The sequence below is a fragment of the Paenibacillus arenilitoris genome, assembly GCF_014705655.1.
Lineage (GTDB): Bacteria > Bacillota > Bacilli > Paenibacillales > Paenibacillaceae > Pristimantibacillus > Pristimantibacillus arenilitoris.
This window is the reverse complement of record NZ_JACXIY010000064.1, coordinates 1-13,014: the sequence shown is the minus strand read 5'-3', so window position 1 is coordinate 13,014 and position 13,014 is coordinate 1. Positions and strand designations below refer to the sequence as shown.

Sequence of the window (13,014 nt, the reverse complement as noted above, 5' to 3'; positions counted from 1 at the left end):
TATGTGTCAGCTATGCACTTCCGCCACCTCGCGGTGTACTGGAGACTTTCACTCCTTAGTCGATGCGCTGCCAAGCGCACCAAAAACAGCGCCGTCCCGGAACGGGACGACGCTGCGACATGCTCCCTATGCGTTTTCGCCGTTCGGCCGCAAACCGGCCGGACGGCTATAAGCTCTTCGTATCTTCCATCTGCGCTTCCTTGGAACGGGATTCCGCTTCTTCCAGCTCCACGGCCGCATCCTCCGCTTCTTCCTCGCTAAGCTCCTTCTGCGGCGCCAGAATCGTAAATACGACCTGTTCCGGCTCGGCATGCGCCGTTACGCCCTGCGGCATGATCAGATCGCTGACGAGCAGGCTTTCGCCGATGCCAAGTCCCGAGATGTCCGCCTGGATCGCATCCGGGATATTGCCCGGCAGGCACTCGACCTCGATTTCGTGCAGAATCGCCTGCAGGATGCCGCCCTCTCTCACGCCGGCCGAATCGCCTTCCGCATGAATCCGGACGTTCGCCCGCACGTTCTCGTTCATATTAATTTGGCGAAAATCGACGTGAATAACCTGGCGGCTCATCGCGTCGCGCTGCACTTCGGATACCATAACCGATTGCTTGCCCTGCGCCGGTATCGTAATTTCAATGACCGCGTTCGGATGCGAGCGAAGCAGCGCCTGCAGCTCTTTGCCGTCCACCGTCACCATCGCCGGATCGCTGATTTGCTTGCCATAGATAATGCCGGGGATTTTGCCTTGAAGCCTCAATTGGCGCAAATCGCCTTTCGTCGTGCTCGTTCGCTGGTCAGCCTGCATTGCTATTCCCATAGCGGTAACCTCCTCAAAGTTTGGACTACCTTATAAGTTACCCATTCTCGCCGCGTCTTAAACTTTCGATAGAGAAGAGTATATTTAAAAAAAAGACGCCGCGGCGCGCCCGACTCTTGGCCGAGCATGCCGCGGCGCCTCCCATTGACGCCGTCCTATCGACTATTGTTCTTTTCCTTCTTCGCCTTGGCGCGTCCGCGGATCTTATCCGCGTAGCCCGGCTTGTTCGTCTGACGCTCGCGCGCGATGGCCAGATCGCCGGCCGGCACGTCGTGCGTTACCGTCGAACCCGCTACCACATAGGCGCCGTCGCCGATTTTCACCGGGGCGATCAGGTTGACGTTGCTTCCGACGAAGGCGTTGTCGCCGATTTCCGTCACGAACTTGTTGTAACCGTCATAATTGACGGTTATTGCGCCACAGCCGATATTCACGTCCTTGCCGACCTTGGCGTCGCCGACGTAGCTCAGATGGGACACTTTGCTGCCGTCATCGAGCGACGCGTTCTTCAGCTCCACGAAATCGCCGATCTTGCAGCCGATGCCAAGCTTCGACCCGGGACGCAAATTCGCGTACGGACCGATCGAGCTCGTGTCGCCAACGACCGATTGCGCGACCACCGAATATTTGACCGCCACTCCGTTGCCGATCGTACTGTCCGTAATATCCGCTTGCGGCCCGATTGCGCAGTCTTCGCCGATGACCGTGGAGCCGCGCAGAACCGTTCCCGGATGAACGACCGTATCCGAGCCGATACGTACGCCGGCTTCGATATACGTCGTAGCCGGGTCGATCAGCGTTACGCCGTTCAGAAGATGTCCGCGGTTGATCCGCTCGCGCATGAACCGTTCGGCTTCCGCCAGCGCGACGCGGTCGTTCACGCCGATCGCCTCAGCCAAATCGCCCGTGCAATAGGCTTGAACGGACTCGCCGGCCGCGCGGAAGATGCCGATCACGTCGGTCAAGTAGTATTCGCCCTGCGCGTTATTGCTCGTCACATTCGCCAGCGCGGCGAACAGCTTCTTGTTGTCGAAGCAATACGTGCCGGTATTGATCTCCTTCACGGCCGCTTCCGCAGGGGAACAGTCCTTCTGCTCCACGATGCGCTGCACCGAGCCGTCCTCGCCGCGAATAACGCGACCGTAGCCGGTCGGGTTATCGAACGACGCCGTCAGCACCGTTGCCGCCGCGCCGCTCGCGGCGTGCAGCTCCAGCATCGCGCGGACGGTGGACGCCTGCACGAGCGGGGTATCCCCGCAAATGACGATCGTCGTGCCTTCTTCGCCGCCGAGCAGCGATTCCGCCTGCCTGACCGCATGGCCCGTGCCCAGCTGCTGCTCCTGCAGCACGAATTCCGCGCCGTCTCCCAAATACGATTTGACCGCCTCGGCCCCATGGCCGACGATGACGACCGCGCGCTCCGCCTCCGCTTCCTTCACGACGTCCAGCACATGGCCGACCATCGGCTTTCCGCATACCGGATGAAGAACTTTATATAATTTCGATTTCATTCGCTTGCCCTGTCCCGCGGCAAGCACAATCGCCATAACCTTCAAATAAACAACCTCCCAGGCTTGCTATGATGCAAAGAATTATGATAAGAATATAGCTCAATCTACAAAAAAAGAAAAGAGAGCCTCGGCTCTCTTCTCCAATCATTCCCTTAAAACGTGAAATGCTCTGGTTAAGCTCCTTCTTCAATCGCAACTTCTTCCGCTGCACGCTCGTATTCGGCGAGTACAGCTGCTTGGATTTTCTCCCGGGTGGTCGAAGAGATCGGATGAGCGATATCCCGAAATTCTCCATCCGGAGTGCGCTTGCTGGGCATGGCCACGAACATGCCGTTGTTCCCATCGATAACACGAATATCGTGAACAACGAATTCATTGTCAATCGTGATGGAAGCGATTGCCTTCATGCGCCCTTCCGAATTTACACGGCGGAGTCTGACATCAGTAATTTGCATTTGTGTTCACCACCTTTGTCAATCAGAGACTTGGTGTATACTTCCACGTTTTTAGGCAAATTCCTTCTGTATTTTTGGTAAAATCATGCATGATTTAAAATATTTTTTTGTGCTTGAAACTTTTTCGTTATCATTCGACAGGAGTCGATGCGATGACCTCGATTTCGACAAGAACATCCTTCGGCAGCCTGGCGACTTCTACGGTCGAACGGGCGGGCTTGTGGTCTCCGAAGTAGGAGGCGTAGATGGCGTTAAGCGCTCCGAACTGGTTCATGTCTTTAATGAATACGGTCGCCTTCACGACGTCCGAGAAGGTCGCGCCCGCTTCGGCCAGCACGGCCTCCAAATTGCGGAACACTTGATGGGTTTGCTCCTCAATGCCGCCTTCCGCCAGTTGTCCCGATGCGTCCAGCGGGATTTGCCCGGACGTGAATAACAAGCCTCCGAGCTTGATCGCTTGCGAATAAGGCCCGATCGCCGCCGGCGCTTTGTCCGTTGCGATCACTTGAAGTTGCTGCTTGGTCGTCATTTCGGTCTCAGCTCCCTATTGGTTTTTCGTATCCGTCAGCTTTTGAAATAATTGCCCGGCACGACCGTCGTCTGCTTCGTCTTCATATCGACCGCCGTCAGCTTGGCGAGCGACACGTAATCCTCCAGCAGCCGCTCCTCGTGCTCGATCTCGCCGGACTCCACGAATACGCCGACGCCCGCCACCGTCGCTTTGAATTCGAACAACAGATCCATCATGCCTTGAATCGTTCCGCCGGCTTTCATGAAATCGTCGATAATGAGAACGCGGGACTGCTCCTTAAGCGCCCTGCGCGCAAGCGACATCGTCTGAATCCGCTTCGTCGAGCCGGATACGTAATTGATGCTCACCGCCGACCCTTCCGTCACCTTGTTGTCGCGGCGCACGATGACGACGGGAATGTTCATGCAAGCCGCGGTCGCGTAAGCGAGCGGGATGCCCTTCGTCTCCACCGTCATAATGACGTCGATCTTCCGGTCCGCGAAGGCGGTAGCGAACATGCGGCCGACGTCCGCGAGCATATCCGGCTGACCGAGCATATCCGTGATATACAAATAACCGCCCGGCAGAACCCTCTCCGGCTGCTCGAGCTGGCGGCATATACCCGTCATGATCGCGAGCGCGGACGCTTCCTGCATCTTCGGCGTATACTTCACGCCTCCCGCCGCGCCGGCAAGCGTATGAAGCTCCCCGATTCCTTCTTCTTCGAACACTTCTTTAATAATCGCCAAATCTTCGCTTATCGAAGACTTTGCGGATTGATATCGATCGGCGAATGCTGTCAGCGAAATTAACGTGTGGGGTCGACTTAGCAGGTATTGCGTCATTTCTACCAACCGCGAGCTCCGTTTCAATTTTTTCATACCCTTCTCCCCCCACTAAATCCGAATAATATAATGTCAATATAACATTTTTATACGGATTTAATCAAGAAGTACGTAAGTACTATGTAAGCATTCTTACCACATATACTTCTTTGCAAAATCCGCGCAGCCCGTTATAGATGCGCGGAAGCTTGGCCTCCTTCGATACGAGGCCGAATACGGTCGGCCCGCTTCCCGACATGAGCACGCCGTCCGCGCCAAGCCGGATCATGCTTTCCTTCAGCTGCATCACTTCCGGATACAGGTCCAGCGTAACCTTCTCCAGCACGTTGCCCAGCCCGTCGCAAATGTCGTTGAAGGACCCCCGCTCGATGGCGCCCACCATGTTCGCCAGCGAAGGGTGCTCCTTCAGCTCGCTTGCCCGGAACCGGCCGTAGACGTCGGCCGTAGACACGTTGATCGGCGGCTTCGCCAGCACGACCCAGCACTGCGGCGGATTGGCGATATGCTCGAGCACCTCGCCCCGCCCCCTAGCGATGGCCGTGCCGCCCGTGACGCAGAATGGCACGTCCGAGCCAAGCTCGGCGCCGAGCTTGCACAGCTCTTCCTCCGGGATTTGCAGCTTCCACAGCCGGTTCAGGCCGCGCAGCGTCGCGGCGGCATCGCTGCTTCCGCCGGCAAGCCCGGCGGCGACCGGTATCTTTTTATCCAGATGTATGTATACGCCCTGCTTCACGTCGTAGCGTTCTTTAATCAGTCTGGCCGCTTGGAAAGCCAGGTTCTTCTCGTCGAGCGGTATATAGCCCACTTGGCTTGAGATGATGATCGTGTCGCGCGGGAGCTCTTCCATCTCCAGCCGGTCCGCAAGATCGACCATCGTCATGATCATTTCGACTTCGTGATAGCCGTCCTCGCGCTTCCGCAGCACGTCCAGCAGCAAATTGATTTTTGCAGGAGCTTTTTCATATATTTTCATCCGATAAGTTCACCCGTTCGTCCGTTCGTTCGTAAGCTTTAAGCATCATTATATCAAACGAAAGCAATAAAAGCTAAGCGCTGGAAATCGGCCGTAATCCGGCCGCCAGCTGCTTAGCTTCCAAGGGGGTACAAATATAAGACAAGGCTTAAGGCTGATTCGATTTGGACGCGGCCTGCTCGGCAAGCTCGATCGCGCGCTTCACCATATTTCCGGCATCCTTGGCGCGAATGCCTCCCCAGCCCTCTTGCTGCACCGTGTTGTAGAAACCAAGGTCCTTGGCAAGCTCGTACTTCAATTGCTCCGACATGACGCTTCGTCTTCTGCGGCCCATCTGGCATAACCTCCATAACCGTTTTGCTGCTTCGCTGCGCACGATTAGTATGCTTCAAAGCGGAAGGGGCGATACGCCGCTTCCCGGCGGCCGGAACAAGCCGAAAAAAAAAAGCGCAGAGTCATCTGCGCTAACTTTCGCCTCGCAAGGAGAACGATCATCTATTGCTGCATATGGGCGATACGGACTTGACCCTCGTCGTTGCATACGGTCACTTCCACCGATTCTGTCAGTATATCCGCATAACTGTAAGAGACCCGCTTAAACGCATGCTGCTCTTCATCCAGTTTGACAATGAAAACAGAAGGGTAGATTTCTTCCAACGTGCCGGTTCGTTCGATGGTCTTTCGTCGGCCACCGTTAGCTCGTAGACGAATTTTGGAGCCAACGTGAGCTTCCAAACTGCGCTTTATATCCAATAGCGAATTTTTTGCCATTGTCCACTACCACCTCTTTCCTTGTCCATTATAACTAAAAAAAGAGGAGTTGTCAAACAAAGCAAAATATTATATCAGCAGGTTTATTTACTTGTCAACGGTGAATTCACCCATTTTCGAAAAACATCGTATAAAATTTCAAAAAACATCCATATTAAGAAGTTACTGTCGAGGACGACGTAATTTTGGGCTTCGGCAAGCCGACGCGGAACCGCCCCAGCGTCTCGATTCCGCCGACGCCGTCAATGCCGCTGATTGTTCCGTGAATGACATCGGCCAGGTTGATCGTGTCCTTTATCGAGGTATAGCTTGCTTTGATGGCAATGTAGACGGGGTCTAGCGCGTGAATCAAAATCCGGCCCGGGGAGCTTGCGAAGTTGGAGCCCGCCTGCAGCAGCGCTTCGAAATGGGATTGACAGGCGCCCGCGATCACGATCAGCCCGTCGCGGTTCTTCTCGTATTCGCGGGCGACGCGCACCGCGTTGACGAAATGCTGCGAATTTTTGTAGCTGCTCAGGCTGTACAAATCCGATTGCGCCCTGTTCTTGAGCACGCCGTCATGTCCGGTAATGACGACGATATCCGGCTGAAGCTGCGGGAGCAGCCGGTATAATACGTCAGCCATTTGCGACTCGTGCACATGAAGGCCGTGCGACGGGACATTCATCGTGTTGTACAGCTGCATGCTTTTTCGCAAATAATTGCCGTCCCCGTCCAGATGAAGCACTTTTCCGGGCACTTCGAAGAAAGGCTGGCTCTCCTGCATCGCAAGCCGGACTTGATCCTCCGTCTCTACCGTATGGCGTTCTCGTTCGCTATGCATTCGTTTTAAGGAATTGTTCACTTTGATTCGGACTTGCTGGACCGCTCTCGTCGATTCCGGATCGCTTACGACCGTTAGATCGGGAATCGGAGCATCCGCAAGCAATCGGTAATCCGTGCCTTTCAGTATGGCATTATGTGTACGAACAGCTTCAACCCGGAACAGCACGTCACCGCCGTACGATTTGCGGACGACCAGGTCCCCTTGCTTCATGGGTCAATCACCTCTTCGTCTATCCTATGGGCAGAACGGGCGAATGGTGAGTATTTTATATCCGAATGGCCTACGCGTTCCAACCGGCGTCAAGCATAGCGCGGCTGATTCGCGCGAATTCCTCGAGCGAGAGCGTCTCGCCCCGCCGCACGGGATCGATGTCGCAGCGCTTCAGCAGCTCCGCGAGCGCTTCCCGGCGGTCCTTGCCGACGAACGCGGTCAGGTTGTTCGCGAGCGTCTTGCGGCGCTGGGCGAAGCTGGCCTGCACGACCCGGAAAAAATGCTCCTCGTCCGGCACGTCGACCGCGGGCTTGTCCCGCAGCGTCAGCTTAATAACGGCGGAATCGACGTTCGGCTGCGGAATGAATACGGTATGCGGCACCGTGCACACGAGCTGCGGCACGCAATAATATTGAACGGCCACGCTGAGCGATCCGTAGTCCTTTCCTCCCGGTTTCGCGGCCATCCGCTCCGCCACTTCCTTCTGGATCATGACGACGATATGCTCGAGCGGGAGCCTCTCCTCCAGCAGCTTCATTAATATCGGCGTCGTCACGTAATAAGGCAGATTCGCCACGACGCTGACGCCGGACACATCCGCGAACCGCTCGGCGAACAGCTGCTTCAAATCCAGCTTCAGCACGTCGCCGTGTACGACTTCCGCGTTCGTCTCACCCTCGAGAATGTCGCGCAAAATCGGAATGAGCCGATTGTCGATCTCAACGGCCGTTACTTTGCCCGCTTCTTCCGCCAGGCGCTGCGTCAGCGCGCCGATGCCCGGTCCGATCTCGAGCGCGCCCTTCGTTTTGTCGAGCTCCGCGGCTCCGACGATTTTGTTCAATATATTTTGGTCGATCAAAAAATTTTGTCCGAGGCTCTTCTTGAACGAAAAGCCGTATTTCGCAATGATTTCCTTCGTGCGCCTAGGCGTTCCGATCTCCATCCTCTATGCCTCCAATTCCTCTTCCATTTGACGGAGGGCCGCCATGAATTCCGCCTTCGAGATCCGAAAGCTCGTGCAGCGCTTGTAGAACTGCTTGCCGTTCGCGTACCCGATGCCGAGCAGCTTGCCGATGCGCAGACGCCGGTTCGACGCGTCCGGATGGACGATCAGGCCCGCTTCCATGAGATCCTCCCAGGTGATCTCCCCCGCATCGTCCGCCGTCTCCGTGCGCAGCTCGGAGAGCGCTTGACGGATCGCTTCGGGGCTGGCGTTCTCGATGCCGATATCCCCTTTGTAGAGCGCCTTCTCCTGGGGCAGGAACGCGTGCTTGCAGCCCGGCGCGTGGCGTGCGACGATTTTGCGAATCCGCTCGCCCGCATGGTCGGGATCGGTGAATATAATGACGCCGCGCCTCTCGCTTGCCAGCGCGATGCGCCTTAGCACCTCGTCCCCGATCGCCGAGCCGTTCGTCTCGATCGTATCCGCGTCCACCGCACGCTTGATCGCCGCGGTATCGTCCTTCCCCTCTACGACAATGATCTCCTTAATCAATCGGAACATTCCCTTCTGATGCGACATCCGCGCACAAACATGCAAAAAGAAGAGGCGGTGCCTCTCCTTATAATGGCGTATTCGATTATAATAAATGATGGCTTCTTACTGCCGCTTGCTTCGTTAGCTCGCGCTAGGCTTCTTCGGACCTAACACGTATACGGTAATGCCTTTCTTTCTTCCGAATCGTTCGGCGTAATTCTTGCTGTCGAAGTAAACGTCGATCTTGTTGCCCTTGATCGCGCTTCCCTTGTCCTCCGCCCGGCGGAAGCCGATGCCTTCGATATAGACCCACCAGCCGATCGGAATCACCTTCGGATCGACCGCAATCGTGCGGCCTTCCTGCACGCGGGTTCCCGACGCGGTAATGCCGTACTGCGGATGCTCCTCGTCCTTGCCCGTCGATTCAACGCCCGCGGTATATGCGGTCAACGTGACGTTCTTCATCACTTTCCTCGCTTTGAACGTTACGCCGCCCTTCGTCAGGGTCGCGATGCTCGGGGTGCTGCTCGAGAGCACCGTCACTTTAGGCGCTTCCTTCTTCGTTCCGACGGCAACGACCTGATCGACGGCCTTCGCCGCGACCACCTTGCTGACCATTTTCTTGGAGATGAGAACGCCGTCCTCGTATTGCTTCTCGATCTGCTCGACGATGCGTCCTTCCTTGCCGGTTTGCACGAGCTTTTCCTTGCCCGCCGCAAGCGACGGATCCTCCTTCTTCACGATCGAGTACGGCATGGTCCGCTCCGTCTCCGATACCCTCGTCTCGACTCGCACGACCGTTACGTTCAATTCCGCATTGACCTGCGTATGAAGCGGAGGGATTATTTTATCTTTTTCGCGAACCGGAATATTTAATTCTTCAATCGCCGACTTTACGGTTTTTCCCGTCGTGTATACCGTCGTTGTCTTGCCGTCAGCCTTCACGTTAACCGGTATCGCATGAGTGACCTCGATGCGGTCGCCGTCCTTAATCGCCGCGTTAAGCGGCACGGACACTTTGTCATGCGGTCCGATTGTGATAGCTTGTTCATCCAGTAGGCGCTGCAGGACCCATTGCTTCGTTTCCACAACGGTCTCTTGTCCGTTAACTACTACGGAGACGCTTTTGACGGCCGTTCCGTACAACAACACCAAAAACATGAAAGTCATAGCGATTGAAATAGCAGCACTCAAAAGAATCAAACGCAAGTTTTCACGCTTCCATCGCATTGCGAAAGACATGCTGGATGATCGTTTCCCATGGGTGTCCTTAACCTGGAGTAGTCCCACTTCTTCGGTCCTCCTTCATAGCCCCGCCGCCAAGTGTTACGCATGATACAACTGACGCGACTATAGTATATTGGCGTGCAGGCACGCAATCCAGATCCTTATCTAACCTCCCACCTCCATTTTCCAACCCTATGTCGACCCTATTCCGATTATTCGAAAATAAAAAGAAGCCGCCGACAGAGGATCTGTTTCGTGGCTTCCCGGGTAGCTGTAGCTCTGGGACACAAATAAAAATGGATGCACGAGGTTGATCGCTCTCTATGAACGCTTGCGAGGTTAGCTGACGGATTCGGGAAAGAGAGTTTCCCTATTCGCGAGCGCCATGCTCATGGCAAAGGCCGCGAAATTCACCCCTGAAGAATTCAAAATGCGGTACTTGCCTACCGCAGGTTGGTTCCCCCGCTCTCCCTTAAGGAGATTAAGCGTATGCTGGAAATCCAATACAAAACGTTTTGCTCTGAAATGAATCATACCTTCATCGGCGGCCAATTGTAAAGATACGATAAAAGACGATTTTAGCGAAATAGGTGGATAAAGTCGGAAAATTTAAGCGATTGTCGCTACAAAATTTAGTTTTTCCTTGCTAAAGGTCGCTCGTTCTCCCGATATCTATCGTTTTTAAACAATACCAAAACATTTTTTTCCGTTTTCGGTCGTTATTCGGCCGATTTCCTCCACCGTTTTGCCTAATAGCTCGGCTGCCGTCTCTGCGACTTTCGCCACATAAGCGGACTCGTTTCGCTTCCCCCGGAACGGGTGCGGGGCCAGATAAGGCGCGTCGGTTTCGATCAAAATCCGGTCGAGCGGAACCTGCTTCAACACCTCTTTCGGCACCCTTGCGTTCTGGAACGTAACCGGCCCTCCGAACGAAATATAGAAATTCATATCGAGGCATTGCTTCGCCGTCTCCCAGCTGCCCGAGAAGCAGTGCATAACCCCTCCGACATCCTTCGCGTTCTCCTCGCGCAATAGACGGACAACATCCTCGTGCGCGTCGCGGTTATGGATGACGATCGGCTTGTTCAGCTTCCGGGCCAGCCGGATCTGCTCGCGGAACACCCGGTGCTGCACGTCCTTCGGCGACGTGTCCCAATGATAATCCAGCCCGATCTCGCCGATGGCGACGACCTTCTTATGGGCGCAAAGCCGCTCGATCCAGTCGAGGTCCTCCGGCCGCATATCGATGCTGTCGACCGGATGCCAGCCGACGGCGGCATAAATAAATTCATAACGCTCCGCAAGCTCCATCGTCGTCGGAATCGTCTCGCGGTTGAAGCCGATATTGACGAGCATATGAACGCCGGCCTCCCGCGCCCGCCTGATGACGTCCTCGCGGTCCTCGTCGAATTTATGGGAATCCAGGTGGGTATGGGTATCGAACAGCAATGTCATTTGGATGTCAAACTCCTTTAATGTAAAATAATTGCTTTACTCTCTCCGGCAGGTCGCTCGCGGCGCGCAGCAGCGGCTCTTCCGGATAATACAAGTGATACTGTCCCTGGTGCAGGCCGGTTATCGAACGAACGATGTCGGATTTCGCGGAAATTTCGCTGACCTCGTCTTCGCCGGATAACAACAAAATCGGCGCTTTTTCTTTTTTTTCGCCTTCTTTTTTGTCCGGGCGATAGACGTCGTAAGGCAGGTCGAACGGGAAGTCGATTTCCATGTGATAATCCGGATCGAGCCCGATGGAGACGAAGGCGTCGCTAATTTCATTCAAAAGCGATTCATCGGGGTTGTCGATGGTTATGTACTTATATAAGCGCCGGTTCATGAACCGGTCGCATAGATCGCTCAGCAGCGGGTCCCGCTCCTCGGCCCATTGCGCAAAGGTCGTCTGGACGAGCGCCTCGTCCAATTTCAAATAATCGTGGACGTCCATCGTGCCGGCGAGCAGCCCTTTGATAGAATCTGGCAGCCAGTCGAATGCGCAGCCACCCCCATAAAGCTGCTGCGCCCTGCGAAATATTTGCCGTAAGATAATTTCAGAGCTTCTAGTTACTGGGTGGAAGTAAATCTGCCAGTACATCTGATAACGCGACATCAAGTAATGCTCGACCGCGTGCATGCCGCTTTCCTTTACGACGATTTGGCCTTTAAACGGACGAAGGACGCGGAGAATCCGCTCCAAATCGAACGTGCCGTAATTGACGCCCGTAAAGAAAGCGTCACGCAGCAAATAATCCATGCGGTCGGCATCCATCTGACTGGAAATGAGGCTGACCACGATCGGCTTCGGATAGGTCTTTTGGATGACGGCGGCGACTTTCCCGGGAAAATCGTCCGAAACGTTGCGCAGCACGCGGTTGATTTCCGTATTTTCAAGCAATATTTTGCAAGTCCACTCTTCGTGGTCCGTATCGAACACTTCCTCCAGGGAATGCGAGAACGGACCGTGCCCGACATCGTGAAGGAGCGCCGCGCATAGCGAGACAAGCCTCTCTTCCTTGGGCCAATCGGGATAGCCGTGGCGTTCGAATTGGGAAATGATCTTGCGGGTGATTTCGTATACGCCGAGAGAATGCGAGAAGCGGCTGTGCTCCGCGCCGTGGAAGGTTAAATACGAAGTGCCCAGCTGGCGAATTTTTCTTAGCCGCTGAAATTCTTTCGTATTGATTAAGTCCCAGACCGTCTGGTCTTGTACATATATATAATGGTGGACAGGGTCCTTGAATACCTTCTCTTCCGTCAGCTTTTCCTTCAAAAGTCATTCACTCCTTTTGTTCATATTTTCGACACATTTCATGCGGCTTATGTCGAATGGTGTCGTTTAATGGTTTCCAAATTGTCGAATATATTATATTCTATTACAAGGTAATATGGTCCATCGGACTAGTCAAATGCCTGTATCATCGGGTTTTTCGAGCAATTTTCCCAGTTGACTATTTTGGTAATGGTTGGTATTATAGTAATCAACAAAAGGTTGAACTATGTCGAACGATGACGAACTACGATTTTGAGAGGGGCACTGATAGAATATGATGAAATCCACGGGTATTGTCCGCAAAGTTGACGAGCTGGGACGTGTCGTTATTCCGATCGAATTGCGCCGCACGCTTGGCATCGGCGAGAAGGACGCGCTTGAAATTTACGTAGACGGCGAACGCATCATGCTGAAGAAATATGAGCCCGCTTGCATCTTCTGCGGCAACGCGGAGAACGTCTCCTATTTCAAAGGAAAAATTGTTTGCCATATTTGTTTGTCGGAGATGCCGACACCTGTGACAAAATAAAAAAAATAGGTTATACTGTACTTATCAACTTGTTAATTCTAACCTTTTTTATACTCCTTATTGCCTTCCTGCGCTAGAACCCGGCCAGGAAGGTC

At 54.4% G+C, this 13,014-nt stretch carries 15 protein-coding genes and 1 riboswitch; of the genes, 1 reads left to right on the top strand and 14 read right to left on the bottom strand.

Annotated elements, in window-relative coordinates; genetic code table 11:
* Positions 1-166: 166 nt before the first annotated feature.
* The 14 genes from IDH41_RS30420 to IDH41_RS30355 all read right to left on the bottom strand — a co-directional run bounded on the left by IDH41_RS30420 (position 167) and on the right by IDH41_RS30355 (position 12,390).
* Positions 167-817, bottom strand: a complete 651-nt coding sequence (locus IDH41_RS30420; RefSeq protein ID WP_190867973.1) for a 50S ribosomal protein L25 — start codon at positions 815-817, stop codon at positions 167-169.
* A 155-nt stretch (positions 818-972) separates the two neighbouring features.
* Complete coding sequence (glmU, locus tag IDH41_RS30415; RefSeq protein ID WP_317890850.1) at positions 973-2,373, bottom strand: bifunctional UDP-N-acetylglucosamine diphosphorylase/glucosamine-1-phosphate N-acetyltransferase GlmU; 1,401 nt, start codon at positions 2,371-2,373, stop codon at positions 973-975.
* Between the two features lie 128 nt (positions 2,374-2,501).
* Positions 2,502-2,783: a septation regulator SpoVG gene (gene spoVG / locus IDH41_RS30410; protein WP_028609566.1), complete on the bottom strand. Its 282-nt coding sequence runs from the start codon at positions 2,781-2,783 to the stop codon at positions 2,502-2,504.
* Positions 2,784-2,913: 130 nt separating this feature from the next.
* Positions 2,914-3,312 (bottom strand): RidA family protein, encoded by a 399-nt coding sequence (locus tag IDH41_RS30405; RefSeq protein ID WP_190867971.1) that lies wholly within the window; start codon positions 3,310-3,312, stop codon positions 2,914-2,916.
* Positions 3,313-3,347: 35 nt separating this feature from the next.
* A complete protein-coding gene (gene purR / locus IDH41_RS30400) occupies positions 3,348-4,175 on the bottom strand; it encodes a pur operon repressor (RefSeq protein ID WP_190867969.1) in 828 nt (275 codons plus the stop codon).
* 82 nt (positions 4,176-4,257) lie between these two features.
* A complete protein-coding gene (gene ispE, locus IDH41_RS30395; protein ID WP_190867967.1) occupies positions 4,258-5,112 on the bottom strand; it encodes a 4-(cytidine 5'-diphospho)-2-C-methyl-D-erythritol kinase in 855 nt (284 codons plus the stop codon).
* A 148-nt stretch (positions 5,113-5,260) separates the two neighbouring features.
* Complete coding sequence (locus IDH41_RS30390) at positions 5,261-5,446, bottom strand: small, acid-soluble spore protein, alpha/beta type (protein ID WP_190867965.1); 186 nt, start codon at positions 5,444-5,446, stop codon at positions 5,261-5,263.
* 161 nt (positions 5,447-5,607) lie between these two features.
* Entirely contained in the window at positions 5,608-5,883 is a 276-nt protein-coding gene (gene veg, locus IDH41_RS30385) for a biofilm formation stimulator Veg (protein ID WP_190867963.1), read from the bottom strand.
* Between the two features lie 154 nt (positions 5,884-6,037).
* Positions 6,038-6,919: a sporulation peptidase YabG gene (gene yabG, locus IDH41_RS30380; protein WP_190867961.1), complete on the bottom strand. Its 882-nt coding sequence runs from the start codon at positions 6,917-6,919 to the stop codon at positions 6,038-6,040.
* Positions 6,920-6,989: 70 nt separating this feature from the next.
* Positions 6,990-7,862: a 16S rRNA (adenine(1518)-N(6)/adenine(1519)-N(6))-dimethyltransferase RsmA gene (gene rsmA / locus IDH41_RS30375; RefSeq protein WP_190867959.1), complete on the bottom strand. Its 873-nt coding sequence runs from the start codon at positions 7,860-7,862 to the stop codon at positions 6,990-6,992.
* A 3-nt stretch (positions 7,863-7,865) separates the two neighbouring features.
* Positions 7,866-8,414 carry a ribonuclease M5 gene (gene rnmV, locus IDH41_RS30370; RefSeq protein WP_190867957.1) on the bottom strand — a complete coding sequence of 183 codons (549 nt, stop codon included), beginning with the start codon at positions 8,412-8,414 and terminating at the stop codon, positions 7,866-7,868.
* 123 nt (positions 8,415-8,537) lie between these two features.
* Positions 8,538-9,686: a ubiquitin-like domain-containing protein gene (locus IDH41_RS30365; protein ID WP_317890849.1), complete on the bottom strand. Its 1,149-nt coding sequence runs from the start codon at positions 9,684-9,686 to the stop codon at positions 8,538-8,540.
* Positions 9,687-9,935: 249 nt separating this feature from the next.
* Positions 9,936-10,121, bottom strand: a riboswitch (cyclic di-AMP (ydaO/yuaA leader).
* Between the two features lie 183 nt (positions 10,122-10,304).
* The gene (locus IDH41_RS30360) at positions 10,305-11,072 is read right to left on the bottom strand and encodes a TatD family hydrolase (protein ID WP_190867975.1); all 768 of its coding nucleotides are present in this window, start codon (positions 11,070-11,072) and stop codon (positions 10,305-10,307) included.
* A gap of 13 nt (positions 11,073-11,085) precedes the next feature.
* Positions 11,086-12,390, bottom strand: coding sequence for an HD domain-containing protein (locus IDH41_RS30355; RefSeq protein ID WP_190867953.1), 1,305 nt, complete (start codon positions 12,388-12,390; stop codon positions 11,086-11,088).
* Between the two features lie 274 nt (positions 12,391-12,664).
* Here IDH41_RS30355 and IDH41_RS30350 point away from each other — a divergent pair, with 274 nt between their 5' ends.
* Positions 12,665-12,919 (top strand): AbrB/MazE/SpoVT family DNA-binding domain-containing protein, encoded by a 255-nt coding sequence (locus IDH41_RS30350; protein ID WP_028609554.1) that lies wholly within the window; start codon positions 12,665-12,667, stop codon positions 12,917-12,919.
* Positions 12,920-13,014: the final 95 nt, after the last annotated feature.